The 22,725-nt window shown below is 51.9% G+C and carries 13 protein-coding genes; 7 read left to right on the top strand and 6 right to left on the bottom strand.

What is annotated here, in order from left to right; genetic code table 11:
- Positions 1 to 226 precede the first annotated feature (226 nt).
- The 3 genes from Mal48_RS03025 to Mal48_RS23490 all read left to right on the top strand — a co-directional run bounded on the left by Mal48_RS03025 (position 227) and on the right by Mal48_RS23490 (position 3,154).
- Positions 227 to 1,159: a DUF1559 family PulG-like putative transporter gene (locus Mal48_RS03025; protein ID WP_145195966.1), complete on the top strand. Its 933-nt coding sequence runs from the start codon at positions 227 to 229 to the stop codon at positions 1,157 to 1,159.
- A 330-nt stretch (positions 1,160 to 1,489) separates the two neighbouring features.
- A complete protein-coding gene (locus tag Mal48_RS03030) occupies positions 1,490 to 2,419 on the top strand; it encodes a DUF1559 family PulG-like putative transporter (RefSeq protein ID WP_145195968.1) in 930 nt (309 codons plus the stop codon).
- A 12-nt stretch (positions 2,420 to 2,431) separates the two neighbouring features.
- Positions 2,432 to 3,154 carry a hypothetical protein gene (locus Mal48_RS23490; protein WP_145195970.1) on the top strand — a complete coding sequence of 241 codons (723 nt, stop codon included), beginning with the start codon at positions 2,432 to 2,434 and terminating at the stop codon, positions 3,152 to 3,154.
- Positions 3,155 to 3,453: 299 nt separating this feature from the next.
- Here Mal48_RS23490 and Mal48_RS03040 read toward each other — a convergent pair whose 3' ends face one another.
- Positions 3,454 to 4,833, bottom strand: coding sequence for an IS4 family transposase (locus Mal48_RS03040; protein WP_145195972.1), 1,380 nt, complete (start codon positions 4,831 to 4,833; stop codon positions 3,454 to 3,456).
- Positions 4,834 to 5,312: 479 nt separating this feature from the next.
- A complete protein-coding gene (locus Mal48_RS03045; RefSeq protein WP_231739883.1) occupies positions 5,313 to 8,132 on the bottom strand; it encodes a 2-oxoglutarate dehydrogenase E1 component in 2,820 nt (939 codons plus the stop codon).
- A gap of 592 nt (positions 8,133 to 8,724) precedes the next feature.
- On the opposite strand from Mal48_RS03045, the gene Mal48_RS03050 reads away from it, so the two are divergent.
- The 3 genes from Mal48_RS03050 (at position 8,725) to Mal48_RS03060 (ending at position 12,222) form a co-directional block, all read left to right on the top strand.
- Positions 8,725 to 9,762: a dihydrodipicolinate synthase family protein gene (locus Mal48_RS03050; RefSeq protein ID WP_145195974.1), complete on the top strand. Its 1,038-nt coding sequence runs from the start codon at positions 8,725 to 8,727 to the stop codon at positions 9,760 to 9,762.
- Positions 9,763 to 9,947: 185 nt separating this feature from the next.
- Positions 9,948 to 10,310 (top strand): 2Fe-2S iron-sulfur cluster-binding protein, encoded by a 363-nt coding sequence (locus tag Mal48_RS03055; RefSeq protein WP_197441996.1) that lies wholly within the window; start codon positions 9,948 to 9,950, stop codon positions 10,308 to 10,310.
- A gap of 157 nt (positions 10,311 to 10,467) precedes the next feature.
- Entirely contained in the window at positions 10,468 to 12,222 is a 1,755-nt protein-coding gene (locus tag Mal48_RS03060; protein WP_145195978.1) for a glutamate mutase L, read from the top strand.
- Between the two features lie 33 nt (positions 12,223 to 12,255).
- On the opposite strand, the gene Mal48_RS03065 is transcribed toward Mal48_RS03060, so the two are convergent.
- The 4 genes from Mal48_RS03065 to Mal48_RS03080 all read right to left on the bottom strand — a co-directional run bounded on the left by Mal48_RS03065 (position 12,256) and on the right by Mal48_RS03080 (position 20,944).
- Complete coding sequence (locus Mal48_RS03065) at positions 12,256 to 15,693, bottom strand: WD40 repeat domain-containing protein (protein ID WP_145195980.1); 3,438 nt, start codon at positions 15,691 to 15,693, stop codon at positions 12,256 to 12,258.
- A 473-nt stretch (positions 15,694 to 16,166) separates the two neighbouring features.
- The gene (locus Mal48_RS03070; RefSeq protein WP_145195982.1) at positions 16,167 to 19,058 is read right to left on the bottom strand and encodes a hsp70 family protein; all 2,892 of its coding nucleotides are present in this window, start codon (positions 19,056 to 19,058) and stop codon (positions 16,167 to 16,169) included.
- Between the two features lie 139 nt (positions 19,059 to 19,197).
- Positions 19,198 to 20,277 carry a lysylphosphatidylglycerol synthase transmembrane domain-containing protein gene (locus tag Mal48_RS03075; protein WP_145195983.1) on the bottom strand — a complete coding sequence of 360 codons (1,080 nt, stop codon included), beginning with the start codon at positions 20,275 to 20,277 and terminating at the stop codon, positions 19,198 to 19,200.
- A 172-nt stretch (positions 20,278 to 20,449) separates the two neighbouring features.
- Entirely contained in the window at positions 20,450 to 20,944 is a 495-nt protein-coding gene (locus Mal48_RS03080; protein ID WP_145205677.1) for an EVE domain-containing protein, read from the bottom strand.
- A gap of 226 nt (positions 20,945 to 21,170) precedes the next feature.
- Between Mal48_RS03080 and Mal48_RS03085 the strand changes: the two genes are divergently transcribed.
- On the top strand, positions 21,171 to 22,589 hold the full coding sequence (locus Mal48_RS03085) for an MFS transporter (protein ID WP_145195985.1): 1,419 nt from the start codon (positions 21,171 to 21,173) through the stop codon (positions 22,587 to 22,589).
- Positions 22,590 to 22,725 lie beyond the last annotated feature (136 nt).

Here is a 22,725-nt window from a genome sequence, read left to right on the forward strand (position 1 = left end):
TTCACGGCGCCTGATGATCCAAGCGTGTCACACTCAGAAAAGGGCTATTGCCGGGGGCCACTTGCTGGCTTGTTCAGTAGTGCCAAGGGACGTTCAATTTGGCGAAACGTAATCTGCGGCAAGCGTGAACGATCGTCGCGTAGTGATTTCTTCACACTGATGAGTCAGGTCTCCGGGCCACAATTTTCAAGGAAGAGATTGTGGCTCTCTGAGTCAAGGAGGAAGCATGAGGAAACAGGTCCGCTCTGGAGTGACTATTGTTGAGTTGCTTGTTGTAATCGGCATTGTCGGTCTTTTACTCTCCATCTCAATCCCGGCAGTGCAGCAAGCGCGGGCAAGCTCTCGAGTGATGCAGTGCCGAAACAACCTCCGGCAAATTGGTCTGGCCATGGGGAACTTTGTCGAAGCCAATGGAGCGTTTCCGACAGCATCACAGCCGCATTCAACGCACCGAAGGTTGTTGTTCTATCTCGATGCTGCCCAAATCGGCGAAACATTGTTGGCGGATCAAGTGCCCGATTCGTGGGTCGTTCCGACTCTCGCTTGCCCCAGTGATCCTGTTGTACATGTCAACATGGAAAAGCATGGCGATTCCAGTTACTTCCTGAATCATGGATCAATCTTTGGATCTGCTCGAAGAGGGAAGAACGGGTTCTTTCGATCATCGTATATCGATCTGAGTCCACGTGATTTTACAGATGGACTTTCTTCGACTGTGGCAATGTCTGAGAGGCTTGTCAGAACAATGTTCCCTGTAATCGGCGATGAACCGACGATGATAAAGTCTCCAGGACGTTTTTATTGGTGGACAGAAACTCGTTACTTAGGCGCCGGAAATGAAGCGCTGGCTGTTGAAAACTGCAAAAACCATCGCACAGTCATGGAGCCGCAGTTCTATGGGTCGAATAACACGAATTATTATTCAGGTGATGGGTATCGACATTTGCTCACCCCCAATCACCCGAGTTGTTATAATGGCCCAGAAGATTTTTTGGTCTCGACCCCCGCGATCTTAACAGCCGCTTCCAGCCTGCACCACGGTGGAGTGAACTCATTGATGGTAGACGGAAGCGTTCACTTTATCAGTGATTCGATTGACGAAACTGTTTGGCAATCGCTCGGATCAAGAAACGGAAACGAGACCATCTCTGAGTTCTGAGGGCTGTCTTAGTGAGTTAGGTTGGGTGAAGCGAATGAGAGTTTGATGTGTTTGCAAGAAACGGCTTGAGTCGATTCTGGCAACTCTGTTTCAAATGGAGATTCGCGGAACCCAACATCGCAGAGTACTAGAGCGGCTTACTCGGATTGTTTGAATTCGCCCCCTTACCAGAGACGTAGGAGGTGAAAATTTGAACAATGATTTGGTGGGTTACGTTCTCGTCGTAATATGTTCAAAAGACATTATTTCTTTCAGAAGTAAATTGCGTATCCCACCATTTAACATAGATCGACGAACTCCACCCACCTACTAGCTCCTCACGGAGGCAACATGAAGACTCAATCTCGTTCCGGAGTGACCATCATTGAACTGTTGGTTTCACTCGGGGTCGTGGGGCTGTTGCTCTCAATTCTGGTTCCGGCAGTTCAACAAGCGCGCGAGAGTTCACGTACTATGCAGTGCCGAAACAACCTTCGACAAATCGGCCTTGCAATGACGAATATTGTCGAATCCGATGGGAAGTTTCCGACTTCATCCCAGCCAGAGCCAACTCATCACAGATTGCTGCCCTATCTCGATGCAGCACCGCTTGCAGCGGTACTTAAGGAAGGGAAGGATCCTGATTCGTGGGTTGTACCAACGTTTGCTTGCCCAAGCGATCCTGTCGTGCATGTCAACATGGCAAAAATTGGTGACTCCAGTTATTACTTAAACCATGGAACCTTATTTGATGACTCCCCTGGTGCATTCAATGGATTCTATAGCGATGAGTTCAGCGACACTGCACCGCGAGATATTACTGATGGACTTTCTCTGACCGTCGCAGCTTCGGAAAGATTAGTGAAACCACTCGTGAATCAAGTCATTGAAGAAGCGGATTTACAGAAACAGCCTAGGCGGTTTTTCTGGTGGACAGAAACTCGCTATGGAGTCAGTCAGGAAGCGAGTGCAGTTGAGAACTGCAAAAACCATCGAACTGTGATGGCTCCTCAACCATTCGGGATAAACGTCATTGCTTATCAAGCTGCTTTTGGATATCAACATTTATTAACTCCCAACTCGCCGAGTTGTTTCAACGGTCCCGAGGATTTTTCAATTGATTTCAGTCTCGCATTAATTGCCGCGTCCAGCTTACACCACGGTGGTGTCAATTCGTTATTCGCCGACGGAAGCGTTCACTTTATCAGTGATTCAATTGACGAAACTGTTTGGCAATCGCTCGGATCAAGAAACGGAAACGAGACCATCTCTGAGTTCTGAGGGCTATCGTAGATGATCGGTGTAAATGACTATCAGCGTCTAGGGATTGCCACCGGGCTGGTTCTACTGCTGTTAATAATCTGGTGGTTTTTTCTTAGAACACCGCCAATTGAGGCGCCTGTTGTCCGGGAGCCATTCATTAATGCTTTCAGGCTGGTTCGTCGCGGAGATGATGACAATTCAACCGAGGACGATTTTCCAATCGAGGATGCCTTAGAACTTTCAGTCAACACAGGTTGTTATCTGGAAATGACATTCACGCCAGGTTCTAATCTCCCTGAGTCTCTCGATGAAGAGGAAGTGCAAGCGGCGGAAGGCTGGTCGTTTCTGGTGGAAATTTATTCTGCTCGCGACGTGGCAAGAAAACATTCAGTGAAGCACCCTTTCAGGCATTCGAAACGAGATCAATCACGATTCGCATTCCGGACTCGGGGACCATCAATCAGACGTGTAGGACCTATTGCAAGTCAGCAGTATTGGCAAAAAGAGGTTGGATATTCCGGAGAACCAAAAAAACAAGAGGATTGGGGGGAAGAAGAAATTCGACTTTGGAGCTTTATAACTCCCGGTCCACTTGGCCCTGGAGAATATCTTTTTGAGATTAGAATGCGCCCTGCTGCAAGATGGACCTCCTCAGTCAGCGTGGCTCTCGGCCCAGAAATTGTTGTTCACAGAGGCAAGCTAACGATCAGTGGCGAGGAGCCTGTCCTTTCAAAACCCGCCCCGGCAAACTAATTCACTAGGGACGCTGAGTGGACCGGGACGGTTGGGTGCCTGAACGGCGTTGGGTGGCACGCTCAGACTGGAGCGGAGCGTAAGGATGGGCGTGGCGAATTTCGTGTTGACTCTCATTCTTCCATGATTGGTAATGTTCTATCCATTTGCTGCGGACGGGGGGGCACGATCTAAGTGTAGTGAAGCGGAACGGTGCTCGTGGCAACTGCGCAATGGACGTTCACTAATTCATCAACCTCACCCCCTCGCTCGCCACGCCCATCACTTCACTCCGTTCTGGGTCGTGCCACCCAACGCCGTTAACCCTTTTTTGATTGCTTGATATTTTGGGCGGTTTGGATTTGTTCGGGGGTGGCTTTGTTGATCTTGGGTTTTCCGGCGGGGCGTTCCTGTTTCTTTCGGGGGTAGTCGCGACTGGTTTTGTCCTGACGTTCATACTCATCCAGTAGTGCCTTGCGGAGCAGGTGATGGAGGCGATCCTTTTTCTGCTGGGGGTGTAAATAGTCGCTGGCGATCCTGCGAAATGCTCTCAACGATTGGGCGATGCTCAAGCGTTCTAATGGGATGCTTTGCGAAACCAGTTCATGCGATGCGTACAGACCAATCGACCACAGCCCAACTAACGACCACTGGAGTTCAACCTGTGCATTCGCAGCAGCGTGGCTGCGGAGCTTGCGACGTCCGAACGTTTGCTTGAGGTGTCGAAAGAAGACTTCCACACCCCAGCGAGCACGATACAGGTCGGCGATTTGTTTCTCGCTCAACCTGCTTTGATTCGTGACACTCGTAATGAGGTAAACCGGATGACGCGTGCTTTGCACAACCACCAAGCGGAACACCAATGGCGGTTGCTGCTTGCGTGCAGCTTTGTCAGTCCAGACGTAGACAATGCCGTTCGATTCACGAACAAAGCCCAACTTCTTGAGCAACTTCACATTCGCTCCGACGCGCACCAGGAGCTGCGAACCATGATCCAGAACAGTACTGGCGAAGCTGTAGCCAACGAAACCAGCATCACCAGTGAGCAACGCGTTCTGAGGCAAGCTGTCGAGCATCTCTAGCACATGAGAGCGTTCGCTGCTGTCGGCGGGACCGGTTCTCCAGTCCCACGGCAAGTTCAGCCCCACACGGAACAGAGTTGTCAGGAAGAGCTGCGACTGTTCAATCTTCTTGGTGGCGGCTCGGTCATTCGGTTTCTTGCGGCGGTTGCGTTTGCTGTTCTGTCGTGCATGGGAATACGCCGCTTGATTCGATTTCGTTCTCGGCAGCGACACCTTGCTGCCGTCGACTCCAAAAACCACGAATCCGTGCCGTGTCCAATCGCCCGGAGAGAGTGCTTCCATTCGCTTTCGCAGCGTAACCTGCAATGCCAAAACCAGCGGTTCGGTCCAGCGAATCAAGACCTTCATAAACGCCTGATACGATGTCGAGACCTTGGCCGATTCGTTTTGTAAATGTTGGATGAGTCGCTGCGCACAGAGAAAGCGTTCCCCCAACGTCGCTTCGTTTGACCACGCCCAGAGAATCGCCATCCAGGTCAGCCACTGTGGTGTCCAGGTTGCTTCTTTGCGCATTCGAATCGCCGACCAATCGACACCCCGCGTCAGCCATTGCAAGGCTTTGGATAAATCGACAGAATTGAGTCGTACGCCTCGTGCGTGCCGGTCTTGATGCGACATTCCCGATTCCTTTCGGGTTGAGAGTGGGTGATCTTTCGCTTCGCAACAAAAGAATCGCCACAACCTCAATTCGCATCAAGACTTCTTTCAATTCAGAAAACACGGTTAACGGCGTTGGGTGGCACGCTCAGACTGGAGCGGAGCGTAAGGATGGGCGTGGCGAATTTCGTGTTGACTCTCATTCTTCCATGATTGGTAATGTTCTATCCATTTGCTGCGGACGGGGGGGGCACGATCTAAGTGTAGTGAAGCGGAACGGTGCTCGTGGCAACTGCGCAATGGACGTTCACTAATTTATCAACCTCACCCCCGCGCTCGCCACGCCCATCACTTCACTCCGTTCCGTTCTGGGTCGTGCCACCCGCCCCGCAAACCCACCCCCATAAATGTGGGTAAGAGCAAGCTGGACGAGCCAGCAGTGGTGCACCGGTTTTGCCGCAGGCTGCGGACGTGCTGCGGATTCAGTTGAGAAGAGAGGTTTACTCCAACTCGAATGCGGTTGTCAGCAGTTTGTCTTGCTCCATTTTGTGAGTGGCCGATGAGCCTGTTGCGGGGCTGGCAGAGGCGGGGCGGCTGATTCTTTCGAAGGGGAACTTGCCCAGGAATTTCTCTCCGAAGCGAATGCGCAAAAAGCCCCAGGCACCCATGTTGGACGGTTCTTCCTGGACCCAGTTCACGGGGATCTCTGCCGGGAAATCTGCGAGAAGTTTTTCCAGCTGCAGAGTTGGAAATGGATACAACTGTTCGACGCGGACGATCATTGAATGGCGGATGCCGAGTTCCTCTCGACGTTGAATCAGTTCGTAGTAGACCTTTCCGGTACACAATAAGATTTGCTTGACTTCTTCAGTCTTGAGCTCGAGTCGATCCGGGAGAATCTCCTGGAAACGACCTTCTGCACAGTCCTCAAGAGTCGAAACACACTCTTTGTGACGCAGTAGGCTTTTCGGTGTCATTACGACGAGCGGCTTCTTCCAGCGACGTAAGACCTGTCGACGCAAAAGATGGAACATCTGAGCAGGCGTTGTTGGCTGGCAAACTTGAATGTTGTCATCTGCTGCCAAGTTCAGGAAGCGTTCGATCCTCGCGCTGGAGTGCTCTGGACCCTGGCCTTCGAAGCCATGAGGCAAAAGCATCACCAGGCTCGACAAGCGATTCCATTTATCTTCCGCACTGGCAATAAACTGGTCGATGATCACTTGAGCGGCATTGACGAAATCGCCGAACTGAGCTTCCCAGATGGTGAGGCCTTCCGGGCAGTCAAGACTGTAGCCATATTCAAAACCAAGAACCCCAGCTTCAGAAAGCGGGCTGTTATGGATATTCACGTAACCACGTTCATCAATAATGTTTTTGAGCGTGATAAAGGATTTTCCGGTGTCATTGTCGTACAGGACCGCGTGCCGATGGCTGAAGGTTCCGCGACGAACGTCTTGTCCACTCATTCGGAGTGGCCGTTCTTCATCGAGGAGTGACGCCAGCGCCATGATCTCCGCGCCGCCCCAGTCGAGAGGTTCTTCACCACGAGCCATCGCCTGTCGTGTTTCGAGAAGACGTTTGGCTTTTGGATGTGGTTTGAAATCTTCCGGGAGTCGAGTGACTTGATTCAGTAACTCCGTCAGTTTTTCTCGTTTGACTCCGGTGACAGGATTGTCCGCTTCCTCGGCTGGACCACCCTGGTAACCTCCCCAAACTCCGCCCCAGTGGTCTACGCAGCGAATGAAATCGTCACGGCGAGCTTCGCTGAGTTCGTTTTCGAGACGTTCGCGACGTTCTTTTTCGATCCGCTGTGCTTCATCACGAGTGATGCCGCGCAGGTTGAGCAGTCTTTCCAGATAGCCTTCGTAAACGGTCGCGTGTTTACGGATTTCCTTGTACATCACCGGTTGGGTGAATGCCGGTTCGTCTCCTTCGTTATGACCACGTCGACGATAGCAGTACATATCGATGACGACATCCCGTTTGAATTTCTTGCGGAAGTCGAGCGCGAGGGTCACGACCTGTGCGACGGCTTCCGGATCTTCGCCGTTGACGTGGAAGATCGGGATTTGCAACATCTTCGCGACATCGGTCGCGTAAGTGGTCGAACGTCCCTCTTTGGGTGTCGTCGTGAAGCCGACTTGATTGTTGACGATAATGTGAATCGTTCCGCCGGTGCGGTAACCGGCCAGTTCGCTCAGGTTGAGGGTCTCCTGAACGATTCCTTCTCCGGCAAAGGCTGCATCGCCGTGGATCAGAATCGTTGCTCCCCGTTCTCGTTTGAAGTCGCGATAGCGATCCATTTTGGAACGCATGCGGCCCAGGGCCACAGTGTTTACAAATTCAAGATGAGACGGATTGAAGCAGAGGGAGAGATGGACTGAATTTCCACGCGAAGTTTCCCAGTTTGCACTGTGGCCAAGGTGATACTTCACATCACCACGACCGATGTAGAGTTCTGGGTCGGCATCGTCGAATTCGCGAAAGATGGTTCGTGGAGACTTCTTCATAATGTTCGCGAGAACATTGAGACGCCCACGATGGGCCATGCCGATGACAATTTCACGGACACCTTCATTGCCAGCTTTCTCGATAGCCATGTCGAGCAGCGGGATCAAACTTTCGGCTCCTTCGAGTGAGAAGCTCTTTGCTCCGACAAATTTCTTGGCGAGAAACTCTTCAAAGACGACGGCGTCGGAGAGTCGCTGCAGGATGCGGATTTGTTCATCACGTGCGAGTTTGATGCGGTTACCCGACTCCTCCATTCGCTGAGCCAGCCAGTGCCGAACCTGAAGGCTGTCGATGTGCATGAACTGCGCACCGATGCTGCGACAGTAGGTTTGCTTCAACCAGTTGATAATGCCACGAAGAGTTCGTGTTGCTGGTCCCCCCACCCAGGAGGTCGAGACATCTCTGTCAAAATCACTTTCCTGGAAATTGTAGAAAGCTGGGTCAAGCTCAGCCGGGCTGGAGCGAGTGGAGCCGAGTGGATCGATCGATGCAAGTATGTGCCCGCGCACACGGTAATTTCGGATCAACTGATCCAATCGTTCCTGTCGTGATGCTTCATCGAGGCGACTTGCCGGGGCTTCGTGCCCAAGCATGGGTGTTTTTGCTCCGGGAGGATTGAACATGCTCCGCGCAGAGAAGGGGCTTTCGGGGCTCCATCCACTGGTGAGCCGGTCATCTCCATTCTTGACTGTGTCGAAATATTCTCTCCACTCTGGCGAGACGGAATCCCGGTCAAAGAGATAACTTGAGAAAAGTTGCTCAACAAATACAAGGTTTTGGCTGTTGAGCGGAATCACTGGAGAAGACACGATGAGTGCTCCAAAATGTGCACAAGGAATGAAACATAAGTCTATCTTGAGATTTATGCCTCAGCGAGCCGGATTTCAATGCCGACAGATAGAAAACAGACTGAAATTATCAGTTTCAGTCAAAGTGTGCGATGGGGATGGCACAACTTCACTTTTTTGTGATTCTTCTGGGAATTCCGAGAACGAAAAAATTGTCGAAGAGAATCTTGAAATTGATCCGAAGATCAGGAGATGACCTTTCTGACAGTGAGGGAATCACTCACTTCAGGGAGAGCCCGAAACTGGGCCGGTCGTTCACCATCGTATCAGGAACGGCAAGCATTTTTCCGCAGAATTCAGGGCAGCACCATGCTCGTCCGATGACCTTGATTCACTCTCATTGCTGAAAATACTGTTACAAAAGAATCCGCAGCATCTGTTTGCGTTTGCTCGAACGATCTGATCGAGTAGCTTATCTTATTGACTATTGTCTGTTTAGAATTGATCCTGAAACTTGAAATTGCTCTCTCAAACGTTGAGAAAAGCGACTATTCCAATAGCTTCCGGACTGGTTCTATTTCAAATCCAACGTCACTTAATACGACCCGTTGCCATGGCTCAACAGCGACTTGCAGGGATTTTTACCCCAAATCTGGTTCCTTACGACTCCAATCAGGAGATCAACGAAGGGGAATTGCGTAAGTACGTCGACTGGTTGATCGAGCGGGGCGTTCACGGATTGTATCCGAACGGTTCGACCGGCGAGTTCACGCGCTTCACCCTGGAAGAGCGAAAGCGGATCGTCGCGATCATCGCTGACCAAACTCGTGGTCGAGTGCCGATTCTGGCAGGAGCCGCAGAGGCGAATGTCCGGGAAACTTTAAAAGCCTGCGAATACTACGCCAGCCTGGGCGTGCGTGCTGTCGCGATTGTGGCTCCGTTCTATTACAAGCTCAGCCCTGCATCTGTTTATGCGTACTTTCGGGAGATTGGTCGCAACACGCCGATCGATGTCACGCTTTACAACATTCCGATGTTTGCCAGCCCGATTGATGTCCCGACTGTGCAGCGGCTCAGTGAAGAATGCGAGCGAATTGTCGCCATTAAAGACTCTTCGGGGGAAATCCCCCATATGATCAGGATGATTCAGGCGGTCCGTCCGAATCGACCTGAGTTCAGCTTCCTGACCGGTTGGGATGCCGCATTGATGCCGATGCTTCTTGTCGGATGTGATGGCGGTACGAACGCGTCGAGCGGAGTGGTGCCGGAAGTGACTCGCAAGTTGTACGATCTAACCCTCTCTGGGCAAATCGAACAGGCACGAAAGATTCAGTACGATCTGGTCACGCTGTTTGACACGATGATCTATCAAGCGGAGTTTCCCGATGGGTTCCGCGCAGCTGTCGAGTTGCGTGGGTTTCAGATGGGGCGTGGACGGCAACCTCTCTCCGATGAACAACTCGCTGACCTTTCGACACTCAGCCGAACCTTGCAGTGTATGTTGTCTGAACATGGATTTACCGATCAGCCGGTGGGCGGATGTCCACTTCCGGCCGGGCAGTCAGGTTCTCCTGGCGCGAATGAGCCCGACGTAAATGAGATTGTCGGGACCGTTGTTTCCGAGCTGAAACGTCGCGGATTGATCTCTTAATCGAGTGGAATTCATAGCTGTGTGAGATCTTTTCGCTGTGGACTTAATCTATACAGCGAAACGGAATTCCTAAGTCGTAGAACGCTTTCAAATCGGCTGGAAACTCTTCGAATGGCAAACTAGTATCTCAACGTATCTATTTGTCATCAGTGCTTTTGTTTATGTTGAGGGATTGGTTTCGAGTCATGCCCACCGTTACATTCACGAATCTGAAAAAGAAGAAAATCGTCGTCCCAGAAGGAGCGAATCTTCGCCGTGAAGCTCACAAAAACGGTGTTTCGATGCACGAAGGCATTCACCAGGTCCTCAATTGCCATGGCAACGGGATGTGTGGCAGTTGCCGAGTTCGCATTGTTTCCGGCGAAGAAAACCTGAAACGCAAAAAGTGGTGGGAAAAAGTCTTGCTGCTGCTTAACCCGATGTGGTTATTCGCTCGAATCGGACACGAAGATGAGATGACCCTCGCATGTCAGACCCGCGTTATGGGTGACTGCGAAGTGGAATCGACTCCGCCGATGAACTGGAGCGGCGAAGAATTCTGGGTGTAATTGCTGATTCTTTTTCAGCGAAACTGTGAATCTTACTACGAATCTTGATGTGCGAAATCGTTCTGGCTTCGCGCGCTGAGCCTTCCTCTCTACGATGATTTGAATATCTGCGCTGAATCCGCGTCGTTCGTTCACATTTCGTAGATTGTTATTCCACATGGCTCAACTGAACCCTGATGAGATCAATGTCATTCTTGCGACCGACTGCGGAAGCACGACGACGAAAGCAATTCTGATTCAAAAAGTCGATGGAGTTTACAGGCAAACTCATCGTGGCGAAGCTCCAACGACGGTTGAAGAGCCGGTTGCGGATGTCACAGTCGGCGTCATGAATGCTGCCACGGAAGTCGGTGAACTGGCGGGTCGGCGACTCGTTGACGACGACGGCAACATCATTCGGCCTGCGACTGAAAACGAAGGCTGCGATATCTACATCTCAACTTCGAGTGCCGGAGGTGGTCTGCAGGTTCTGGTGACAGGCGTGGTCCGTGAAATGTCGGCAGCCAGTGCGGAGCGGGCTGCTCTGGGAGCGGGAGCCATTGTGCTCGACCTGATTGCGTCGAATGATCGGCGTCGTCCACATGAGCAGATTCAGCGAATCCGTGAGCTGCGTCCGGACATGGTTGTGATGGCTGGCGGGACCGATGGCGGAACCGAGAAACATGTCGTTCAGATTGCGGAATTGATTGCACCGGCGAAACCTAAGCCACGCTTTGGAAACACCTATCAGTTGCCGATTATCTTCGCAGGGAATAAAGAAGCGGCAGCGAAGGTTCAGGAAACCTTTGACGAATCGATCGCACTCTCAATTGTTGACAATGTGCGGCCAACGTTGGAGTTCGAAAATCTGGAGCCAGCCAGAGATGAAATTCACGATCTGTTTCTCGAACATGTGATGGCTCATGCTCCGGGCTATGAGCGACTGATGAAACTGACCGATGCTCCAATCATGCCTACGCCGGGAGCTGTGGGGAATATCTTGCAGCAGATCGCTAAGGCAAAAGGGATCAATTGCGTTGGCGTCGATATTGGAGGAGCGACGACGGATGTGTTCAGCGTGTTTGACGGAGCTGACGGTAAGCCAGTCTTCAACCGTACGGTGAGTGCGAATTTGGGGATGAGCTATTCCATCTCGAATGTCTGTTCAGAAACGGGGATGGAGAATGTCCTCCGCTGGGTAGGGCAGGCGATGGATGAACGTGAGCTGCGGAATCGGGTGAAGAACAAAATGATTCGCCCGACGACGATTCCGCAATCGGCAGAGGCTCTTGAGTTTGAACAGGCTGTCGCTCGCGAAGCATTGCGGTTGGCGTATTTACAGCACAAGGAATTTGCGACAACTCTCAAAGGGATTCAGCAGCAACGGACTGTTGGTGATACGTTCTCTCAGGAAGGAGGAGGGCGTTCGATTGTCAATAATCTGAAATTGAATCTGCTCGTCGCTTCAGGAGGAGTCCTTTCTCATGCTCCTCAAATGTCACAGACCGCTCAGATGATGATCGACTCCTTCGAGCCAGAGGGGATCACGGAACTTGCGAAGGATAGCATCTTCATGATGCCGCACTTGGGTGTGTTAGCGTCCGTTCATCCGCAGGCAGCGATTGAAGTCTTCGAGCGAGATTGCCTGATTCAATTGGGGACAGTCATTGCTCCGAAGGGGACTGGAAAGCCGGGCAAGAAGTGCTTCAGCTACCGAATCACTGGCGAAAGTTTGAACGAGTCAGGCGAGATCGCTGTTGGTGATTACGTGGTGTTCGAATTGGGGCTTGATCATACGGCAAAGGTCGAGCTGAATCCGTCGCGCGGATTTGATCTTGGAAACGGAGCTGGTAAGAGTGTCGAAGCGACTGTTCGCGGTGGAACAGTCGGACTGATTCTTGATGGACGCGGACGCCCAATCTGGCCAGTCTGATCCCGATTTGGTCAATCTGAAAATGCGACGAAGTTACTTTGCTCCGAGTTGCGTGCTGCCGAGTCCTTTTCCGGATTCTGGTCCGAAGACGTATTTGGGGACGTTGAAATTCAACAGAATGGAAGTTGCCTTCTCCCACATCTTGGCTTTGAGTTGCTGAGTGGCCTGATTGATGGCAGCTTCCCCCGTCACGCCCTCGTCGAGATCAATGCCTCCTGTGTTGTTGGCAGAGATAGATCGTTGCCAGAGAGTCTGGTTATCTTGAATGATAGAAAGTGTCCAGGTGACTCGTTCTTCGTCGATGTCTGAACGATCGCTGAACGACGGGCCAATTCTTCCAATGCTGATGCCGCCACCCGTTTTTCCCTGGCTTCCTCGGACGACCAATTTCAGCTTGGCGGACGGATCCACGGTGATATTGTTTTCCGCAAATTTCGACCGCAGCGATTCTTTCACGTCAGCGGCAAAGTTACTGCTTCCTGGAGGAACAAGAACCTGAATATCCATTGCGATGGTCCCGCCCGAAGAAAGGGCGATTTCGTTCGGTGGATCTTTGGTTGCCAGAGCATTGATCGTTTCCGCGGTCGGTAGACTTTCTGATTGAAGGGTCATCGGTTCGCGGTATTTCTCTTGCGACAAGTAGAACTGCATTTCACCGGGGCCGGATTGCACGCGAACTCCGTTGAGTTGGTAAATCCAGGCGACGGCCTGTTTTTCAATTGAAACGCAGTAACCACCATCGACGAGCAGGAAGTCTGCCTGCGGCCAGGTCAACTGGCTTCCGGAGAGAGGAATTGGAAACGTCGTTTCAACCACTCCGGAGTCGACGCCGAGAATTGCGATTTCGCCGCCACCATTCGGTGAACTGTTGACCGCAATTTTGTCTCCCTGTGCATTGAACGCAATTGAGGTGAGCTCGCCATTCAAGCCTAAGGAAGGCAAGTAGCCTTCAATGTTTCCAGTCTCGGTGTTGATCAGCGATAAGGATTGCTTGCCAAGTACGGCGAGATATTTTCCGTTCGGGCTGAAGACTGGCCAGGAATTCAGAGAGCGAATTGGGATTTCGTAGAGCGATTCATGTGTGGAAACATTCCAGCAGGAAATCTGACCTGCTGTGGCGGTCAATACGCGGTCTTCATCAATGAAGTCTGCCCAGAGAATTGGGGCTCCGCCATCACTGCGGCCCTGACCGTAAGGGATGAAGCCGGCGATGTGTTTTTTCTCGTTCGTATTCCAGATGTCAAATCGATTGAAGCCATCGAAGTCTCGCGTCAGGATTTTCTCCCCAGTGGGGGAAGCTGCCATGAAGCCAGATGGAAAGGAGAAATCAAAGCGATTCTTCGTTCCCGATCCATTCAGTGGGCAAGCAAAGACCCAGCTTTTCATTGTGTCGGAATCTCGGACTTCTCCGTTCCAGATTCTCATCTGCTTATCGGTATACCCCAGCACAGCGCTCATGCGGTTTCGAGTGATCACAGCGTGGTGCAGGTTCTCAGCGGGGAGACCATCGATTTTCACAGGCGGAGTCGCAGCGATTTCTGCAGGGTCGGGAGTAACGTCCCAGATCGCTTCGGAGACTGGCTCGATCAGTTTTGAGTTCTCTCGTTTCAGTTTGAGTGCCGAAGGTTTGTCTCCTTCGGTGACGGTTGCAAATGGATTGTCGGCCGCGACGACTTCTGTTTTGATTTGTTCTGCTTCCCAGCGAGTTGGATTCGCAGGGATTTCGTTGAGGTCGAATGCGACGAACTGCTTCTTCTGCAAGACGCCAATTTTATCGCCACCGATTGGTTTAACTCGGTAGCGAACCGTGGATGAAATCAGGCGGGTTCCCTGTCCGGTTTGTGTATCAAAGATTCCTTTCCCGTACAGCAGAATGCGACGCCCATCGGGGAACCAGTCTACTGCGGGGCCTTGGTACTTGGTGTCTCCATCCACAGCACGGCTCAGTTGTGCATCTTTAGTGTAAGAGGCGAGAAGCTGACCAGACGCGACTTCCCAGACTTGAATCCAGGTGTTCCACGGGCCTTCGAGAAGGACAGCCAGTTTTTTTCCATCAAGAGAAAAACTGGTGGCGATAAATCGGATCGTTCCAATCCCGGACAATGAAATCTGAGCGGCTGTCTCACCCGTGGTCAGATCGTAAAATCGAATATCATTCTGGAAATTTTTGTTTCCCGGGGCTGCGAAATAACGGCCACCCGGGCTGATTGCGAATGGATGTCCGGGGTTCCACGAGCGACTAATTGCTGAGGTCGGAATCTCAATCGTTCGTTCCAACTTTAAGTCCGGGGTCGTCCAGACTGAGAGTTCTGAACGGTCGTAGTAGACCAGTCGATTATCCGCTGCGAAAAAGAGTGACCCGGTTTCACCGGGGGCGAACTCTTTGTCGATTTGTCCAATCGCACTACCTTTCTTGACGTCAAACAGGCCGATGATCGAAGTGTTTTCGGGTCGTGCAGCAAAGAGCAATCCATCGGCACTCAGAGCCATGAGTTGGCTTTTTTGCAACTGGATTTTTTTGACAATCCCGCGACGCTGTTTGGGTTCGAGGCTCCAGATCTGTCGGTTGTGCGAAGGGAGTTCATTGAGTCCGAGTCCCACATGGAGTGATGGCATCAGCGGATGGAGGACTTTCATCGGAGTGTAGAAGGCGGTGCCTGTCACGTCCGCTGAAGGGGCATCGATTTCGACAACGGTCGCTTCGTCAATCTCGTACGGTTGAACAGCTGCGTCGACGCGTAATCGCCACGGAATCATTTCTGCAGATCCTGTGCGATCATGGACGCTCCGATATTCTGCGGGGTCGAGTTTCACACTGTGCAGGTACCCGAAGGAGCGGTTTGTCGCAGGAGGTCCACCAATTGTTGGTGGTGCGCCTGTTGTGAGCTTCTCAGCGACTGGTAAGTTTGTCTGAAAGTGAACGAGAAGCTTCTTGGCGATGCCTATCCCGTGGCTGATTTCATGTCCCCGATTTGAACCGAATGACATGAATCCAAAACCACTCGTGTTGTATTTCCTCGCGAAGTGGAGTTCTGCGATTTGAGCACGCTTGATCGCTTCAAGGAGACTTTCCAGCGAACTCGATTTCAGCTTTTGAGCTTCGCTCACATCTGGACTTGGAAGCGCCATTGCTTTTCGAGAAAGAGGATTCATGAGCTGGTAAAGTTGCTCGGTTCGCTTCAGCTCAACTTGCTGTTCTCCGCTCCCGGCAAGGCTTTCGTATTCGTTGCTCATCCCGTTCAGATATTCGACTGTACTGCGGATGTATTCGTTCGCTTTGGCGGAATCGAACTTGCTTGCTGATCCGCCAGTGCTACTGCTTCCTCCTCCTCCTCCTCCAGAAGATTCGGCCGTAGCTGGTGGGGCATCTTCGCGACCATATGGATCGGAGGAGTCACCGCCGCTGCCACATCCAAGAAGGCAAAGGATCAGGCACAGGGAGGCGAATAGACCGATGGAGTGCAATGACATCTTCATTTCCATCTTTATGAAGCGTTGAATGAATTCAATTGAAATGCAGAGTACAGGTTTGTATCTCAAGGAACGATCTTACGAGTGTAAGCTAGTGTCGACAAGTCTGGTTTGGAATCGATCCAGAAAGGACGACGACTGTATCTTTGCAAATCGATTACCGAGAAGGCAAACGAGAATTGAATGAGAAATTGCGAGAGACCCGAATTTTCCCCAGCCTCATGAATTAGAGCAGCTTGCTCTACCGTGTGCCCGTGAAGAACGCATTTCCCTGGTAAAAATGCTGTTCGCCACGAGGCAGATCCTGCAAACCAATTCGAAAGATGCTCTAGAATTTCTTATCGCAGTTTGCCCGACAGCGTGGCTATGAAGAGCACGCTGCAACCGTTGGTGTTGTTGTTCGAAGTTGTTGTTCGCAACTTCAACGGTTGCTTGCCACGAGACTGTTCGCGTACATCTTTTTCAAAACTGCTTTAGATTGATTTTCGAAGTCCCAGCCCGACGGGAAGCGACTCGCCGAAGGCCATTTCTTCTTCACGGCTGCCGAGTTGACCACCCGATTGTACGAGTTCAATGAAGTGTGTTGTCGACTTCTGTTCGGTGAGCCAGACAACGATTTTTTCCCGCAATGAATCGCTGATGTCGCGGTAGCGGTCGCCAGTTTTGCGTGCGAGCTGCATGACGGCAAAGCGTCGTTCGGTTGTTGTTTTTCTCGGGATCATCAGCTGATTGATCCAGTTTTCAACGACTTCGATAGGAACAACTCCATTGAGCGGACCGTAAAACGGTTGACGTGCTCCGAGTCGACCAATGGTCCACAGCAGCGCCGGTTCAATTGCCTTGCTGTCGTGTTCCTCCAGCGTTGCCAGGGCGAGATCACCCGCTTCAATTTTCATCTTCAGTGGCAAGCGTTCGAAAGAGCCGATCATTCTCCACGATTCGGAAACTTCGTGAGTGTTCCCACGTCCGAGGAGTCGCCTTTTGTTCCTTTTGCCGGGTCGTTTTTTCCTGTCAGCTTCATCCATCTCGGCTTCGAGTTCGAGGGCGCGCTGATACTTTTTGACTTTATCTCGCATGTTCGTCACCACAGGCAACGCGAGAGCGATTTGTTGTCCTGTTGGCAGACCGCCAGCGATTCGTCTCCAGAGAATCCACCACTCGGTGAGCGAAGTGGAGCCGGTGAAATTGAGTTTTCCCTTGAGCCCCTTCCAGACTTCCATCACACGCCAGTCATCCATGGCGACACCGAACCCGGGACGCAACGAGTAGCCCAGCAGGTTGAGCCAACGGGATTCGTGGTCCGCACTCAGGCTGCGAGAAGCTTCGCACTCCATCAGTTCGTCCCACATTTTTCGGAGCAGTGACGGAGGCCAGTCTTCCTTCGACATCTGCAATGTCCGGGCGAGACGTTTCGCGATCCCGCTTGGCTTTTCAGATGCTTTACGACCGAATGAATTCTGGATGACAATCGCGGCGGCATCGAGAACTTGTTGATCCAGAACTCCTGCTGCCTCACCCTCACCGGTATGGCCTTCCAGATCGGTTTGAGTGGCGGAGCGGACGTCGAACTGCAATTGCCAGGAGCGGCTGCCTTCTTCTTCGCTGCACCAGAGTTGCAAGGTTCCGATTTCGTTCAGCTTGGCATGCACGACCACCGGAATGGTGACCGCTGCTTTTTCTTTTCGCGAACGGAGTACCGTTCGAATCGGCGGGAGGGCCGACATTTGCTCTCGCTCAATTTCGATCAGTTCACCAGGGGAATCGGTGAGCCGTGTGCTCGAATAGAAGAGTGGAAACTCGACTGGAGAGGCGACTCGCAAGTCGAATTCGAAATCGTCGAGTTCTGCTTCGAAGCCAGGTTCCGCACCTGCTGGCATCAGTGTGAGTGCCTGAAGCTGAGCTTCGCCATCTTCTTCGACGCCGACTCCCAGATAGTATGTTCGAGGTAGCCCAGCTGCGATGCGGACACCCTTGCCCCGTCGCACCATGCCGTAGTATGCCGCTCCGCGCGAGACTGCGAGGTCGTGCCGTTCGTTCTCTAAAATGTTAGGAGCCCAGTCGCTGTCGTCGCCGCGGAACCATGTCTTGATTTGATGAACGATTCGCTCTTGGATGAGCGGTGAGAGGAATGCTCCACCGTTGAATAAAACAACATCGGGGCGGGTCGCTCCAAATTGTTGGTCGGCATCCTCTTGAACATGATCGGAAAGAAAGGCTGCCAGGTAACGAGTGATCCCAGCATCGGCGGCGTAGGGGAGTCCGAACTCCTGAAAGCCGGAGCGAACTTGTTGCGGCTTTTCAGACAGGGCTGCTTCGGGAAAGAACCCGGAGATCAGAAGCTCGTGGACTTCGTCTCGCTTCAATTCACATTGCAGTCCACCGCCGATCAATTTTGATCCACCGCCGGAAAGTGAGATGGAGTAAGATTCAGGAGCATCGGGGCTGAGGAGGGTTTCTTTAGCGTGTCGGCAAATGCGAATCAAACTTCCCCACTGACGGGGCGAGAGCTTGCCTGTCTGATCGAGTTTCTGTTCGACATGTTGAGCCAGAGCAAGATCGAGGTTGTCTCCTCCGAGGATGAGGTGATCTCCGACAGCGACGCGATGGAACTGAACTTTTTGATCTTCGTCGCTGCGCACGCGAATCAATGTGAAGTCGGATGTTCCGCCACCGATGTCACAGACTAAAATTGTTTGGCCGGGAGAAACGAGTTCGGCCCAGTTTTCACTATTGGAATTGATCCAGGCGTAGAAGGCAGCTTGTGGTTCTTCAATGAGAAGAACGCGGTTGAGGCCTGCTTTTCTGGCTGCTTCGATGGTCAGTTCCCGGGCGACTTCATCAAACGATGCGGGCAGCGTGACAACGACATCCTGTGCTTCAAGTGGAGCGTCGGGATGAGCGGCGTTCCAGGCATCTCGAAGATGGCTCAGATACTTTGAACTGACATCAACCGGCGAGAGCATTTCGACTTCAGAGGAACCGTGCCAGGGGAGCAGGGGAGAAGTTCGATCAACCCCCGCATGGCACAGCCAGGATTTGGCGGATTCAATGACTCGACCGGGAACAAGCTTGCCTTGCTCACGAGCAAACAGACCGACGACTTCAGATGCGTTGCTGTCGTCCCAAGGCATCGAGAGCGAGTTCTCACTGAATTCGTCCTGAGCAGCCTGATAGTGAAACGATGGCAGCGTTTCGCGGGATTCGACTTGCCCCGGAGCCACAAGTTGTGGCACAGCAAAGGTTTCGACCTGCCAGTTGTCTTGCTGGGTATCAACAAAACAGAGGGCGGAGTTGGTAGTGCCGAGGTCAATTCCAACGACAAAGCGGCTTTCGGCGGCGGTCTCTACTTGGGGTTCAGCAGTCATTGATTTCAAACTGGTCAGGTCTCAAACGTTTGGCGGAATTGCCAAGCGGCGGAGAATAGCAGTTTGAATTGGAGACTTCACGGGTGAACAGTTTCATTGGTGGACGGTTTGTCGGATATTTGAAGTCTCCGCCCAAGAATCAGGCGATCTCTGGAGTTGCAGCTTTGACTAAATCGCGTTCTTCTTTTTTCTCTTCGACCTCGTGAAGCGTCAGGCCGGATTTGACGAAGTAGATCAACCCAACGATCGTGACCGGGACATATTGCGTCATGTGGTAGTAAATCGATGAGGCAAAGATGGCAGCTTCTCCTTTTTCGCCTTTAACGAACAACAGAAGCACAGCGGCGAAACAGAGTTGCATGACTCCGAAGTATCCGGGTGAAGGGAACAACGCGACGCCAATCGCGACGACACCGGTCAGCACCATGGCGATTGTCGGATTCGTCGGAAGGCCGAAACTCCATAAGGAGAGTCCAATCAGTAAACAGTTCAGGCCCCATTTGACGAGGGAAATTCCCAGCATAAAGAAAACCAGTCGAGCACTCTTGAGTGCGGACATTCCCTGCGCCCCTTTTTCAAGAAGCCGGCAGACTTTGTCTGTCAGCCCGTGAGGAATGATGCGCAGCGAGTGCGCGACTTTTTCCACGAAGGCCACAAACGGCGCTGTGAACATCACGTAAGCCAGACCAGTGAAGACGCCGATCACGGAGAGTCCGGCCAGAACCCAGGCCTGTTGCTGGATTTTCGGGTCGACACCTTCGATGAAAACCAAGCCGATGCCGAGATAGAACAGCACCGCGATGAGGTCAAAGAAACGTTCGAGGACGAGGCTCGACACAGCGACCGAAAACGGAACTTTCTGTTGTTTCGAAAAGACAAAGCAGCGAGCGACTTCTCCGATTCTGGCAGGCAATACGTTGTTCAACGAAAATCCGATCATGATCGGCGGGAGCAAATCTTTGACCGGGCGATAATTACCGACGGGGGCGAGCATGATTCGCCAGCGCCAGGCTTTGAGCCAGTAGAAGACAATCAACGTTCCCCAGATGAGTGGCAGGGAGCGATAGTCCGCCTGCTGAAAAGCGTTGACGACCTGATTCCAGGCGTCTTCATTATCGAACAGTGGACGGACTGCCAGCCACATGCAAACGACAGCAATCAGGATTCCGGCCGTCAGTGTGAATGTTTTCGTCTTGTAAAACGGCGTCTTGCCGGCCATTGCATGGGAACCCTTGAAGTGGTCATCGGACTGAAATCACAATACTTCGCAACTTGTATCTGTCACTTATCTGTCACTCTTTTCGCCATCGTGTTCGCGTTTTGCTTCGTTGCGAACCGCAATTTCACAAGGCTGATCTCAAACTTTCTTGAGCTATACTCCGGCGATCGCTCTAAGCTTTCGCCCCGGCGAGCTTGTGGATGTGCTTCCAGTGTGCCGCAGTGACCGGTTGAACGGACAGGCGCGAACCACGTTGAAGCAGCATCATATCGGCGATTTTCTCTTCTGCTTTGAGTTCCTCTCTGGTGACAGGTTTCTCGAATTTTTGAATGAGTTTGATATCCACCATATACCATCTGGGGTTTTCGGGATCGCTTTTTTCATCATAGTGATGGTCGTTTTTGTCGAAGGCGGTATGGTCAGGGTAGCCCGCTTTAACGACTTCAGCGGTCCCAACGATTGCCATGGGCTTGGCGTTGCTGTGGTAGAAGAAGACCTGATCGCCGACTTTGATGTCGTCCCGAAGAAGGTTTCGCGCCTGGTAATTGCGAACGCCATCCCAGCAGGTGGTCTGATTTTTGTCTTTTTCGAGATCGTCGATCGAGTAGGAATTCGGCTCTGATTTAAACAACCAGTATTGTTTCTTCTTTGAAGCTTTTTTCGCCATCGCCAGACTTTCGTAGCCGTTGAGAGGATTTGTTGACATTGCAACAGACGTTTACGGAATGTAGGTCATCGATGTTAGCACGCCAAGCTTAGCTGGTCACTTGAGCTCTCCGGCAAAAGTCGTTGAAGTTGTGACATCATTTGCTCGGGCACAATCGACATCTTCTGTTGATCTCTCTATCGTGTCACACTTCCCAGTTTTTCTTTCACTGTAAAGATGTGCAACCGTGTCTAAAACTCGCAAAGCAGGTTTGTTTCTGGTTTTCGTGACGGTCTTTATCGACCTTCTCGGGTTCGGGATCGTCATGCCGTTGTTGCCGCGATATGGGCGGCATTTTCAGGCCAGCGGATTGCAGCTCGGTCTGTTGATGGCCTCTTTCTCAGCGATGCAGTTCATTTTTGCTCCGATCTGGGGCCGCATTTCCGATCGAATTGGACGTCGACCGGTGTTGATTATCGGCCTGGTTGGTTCAACGATTTCCTATGCGTTGTTTGGGTACGCAACTTCGCTCGGCAGCGAGGGGACTCTCTTAGGGATGAGTGCCTTAACTTGGTTGTTTATCACCAGAATTGGAGCCGGGATCGGCGGAGCGACAATTGCCACCGCTCAAGCGTATATCGCGGATGTCACAGGACCAGAGGATCGTGCGAAGGGAATGGCACTCATTGGAGCCGCGTTTGGGATCGGGTTCACATTTGGTCCGCTCATTGGTGCCGGATTCGTCTCAGCTGACCCGGTTGTGAACTTGTCGAATGATCAATTTGCCGTTCTTCAGCGATATGAAGAGGGTGGTTCAATTGATGATGTGGTCGTCGAGATCAAAGAGATCGCTCCGTTGACAGGTGACGACGAAGCCTTGCTGCGGAGTGTGATGTCCGATCCTGACGTCGAAGTGAATCCGACTCCAAGTGCCGCGCCGGGATACGTCGCTGCGGTCCTTTCAGCGATTGCTCTGATTTTTGCAATCTTCATACTGCCGGAGTCATTGACTCCAGAGTCGAAGTCCGTAGCGAGGAATTGGTTGAACGTCGGGCAGTTCACACGATTGATGAGTTCAAAAACGATCGCGATTATTTTGATCGGGATTTTCATTTCAACATTTGCCTTCGCCCAGTTTGAGAGTGCGTTGTCATTGCTGACTCGCCGCATGGGGATGGCTCCTCGATATAACTTCTATGTCTTTGCCTATATCGGATTCGTGCTGACACTCAGCCAGGGAGTCTTGGTTCGTCGGCTGGTTCCGAAGCTTGGTGAATACAAGATGGCCGTTAGCGGTGCGGTTCTCATGACCATCGGTCTGGCACTGATTGGTCTGTCAGGATCGTGGGACTCAACGGCTGCTCTTTACTGGGTTTTACCGCTGAGCGTCATTGGGTTTTCGTTTGTCACACCGTCGCTGCAGTCGCTGTTGTCTCGATTAGCATCCGATGATCAACAGGGAGAAGTCCTTGGTGTCGGACAGAGCTTGTCGTCACTTGCCCGGATTCTTGGCCCGATGGTTGGGTTGACGCTCGAAGAAACATATCCATTCGGACCTTACTGGACCGGAGCGGGCGTGATGCTGGTGAGCGGCCTGCTATTCTTGATGCTGCGGACAGCCGTCTCTGGGGAAACGAAACCAGAAGTTGAACAGCAGGCAAGCTAAGCCGGGCACTTTAATGCATCTTTCGAATTGATTTGCAGGATCTGCCGTGTGGCGAGCCGTCTATGAAGTCCTGAAGGTGACTTCGCGAGCATGACAAGTATTGCAAACGCTCTGCTGTGCGGATGGAAAAATGATC

This window comes from Thalassoglobus polymorphus, assembly GCF_007744255.1.
In the GTDB taxonomy this organism is placed as follows: Bacteria; Planctomycetota; Planctomycetia; order Planctomycetales; family Planctomycetaceae; genus Thalassoglobus; species Thalassoglobus polymorphus.

Bases quoted from the DNA above. Each gene is read 5' to 3' on its own strand.
- Mal48_RS03075 (WP_145195983.1), bottom strand. From the start codon at position 20,277: ATGGCCGGCAAGACGCCGTTTTACAAGACGAAAACATTCACACTGACG.
- Mal48_RS03050 (WP_145195974.1), top strand. From the start codon at position 8,725: ATGGCTCAACAGCGACTTGCAGGGATTTTTACCCCAAATCTGGTTCCT.
- Mal48_RS23490 (WP_145195970.1), top strand. From the start codon at position 2,432: ATGATCGGTGTAAATGACTATCAGCGTCTAGGGATTGCCACCGGGCTG.
- Mal48_RS03070 (WP_145195982.1), bottom strand. From the start codon at position 19,058: ATGACTGCTGAACCCCAAGTAGAGACCGCCGCCGAAAGCCGCTTTGTC.
- Mal48_RS03025 (WP_145195966.1), top strand. From the start codon at position 227: ATGAGGAAACAGGTCCGCTCTGGAGTGACTATTGTTGAGTTGCTTGTT.
- Mal48_RS03030 (WP_145195968.1), top strand. From the start codon at position 1,490: ATGAAGACTCAATCTCGTTCCGGAGTGACCATCATTGAACTGTTGGTT.
- Mal48_RS03080 (WP_145205677.1), bottom strand. From the start codon at position 20,944: ATGGCGAAAAAAGCTTCAAAGAAGAAACAATACTGGTTGTTTAAATCA.
- Mal48_RS03060 (WP_145195978.1), top strand. From the start codon at position 10,468: ATGGCTCAACTGAACCCTGATGAGATCAATGTCATTCTTGCGACCGAC.
- Mal48_RS03040 (WP_145195972.1), bottom strand. From the start codon at position 4,833: ATGTCGCATCAAGACCGGCACGCACGAGGCGTACGACTCAATTCTGTC.
- Mal48_RS03055 (WP_197441996.1), top strand. From the start codon at position 9,948: ATGCCCACCGTTACATTCACGAATCTGAAAAAGAAGAAAATCGTCGTC.
- Mal48_RS03065 (WP_145195980.1), bottom strand. From the start codon at position 15,693: ATGTCATTGCACTCCATCGGTCTATTCGCCTCCCTGTGCCTGATCCTT.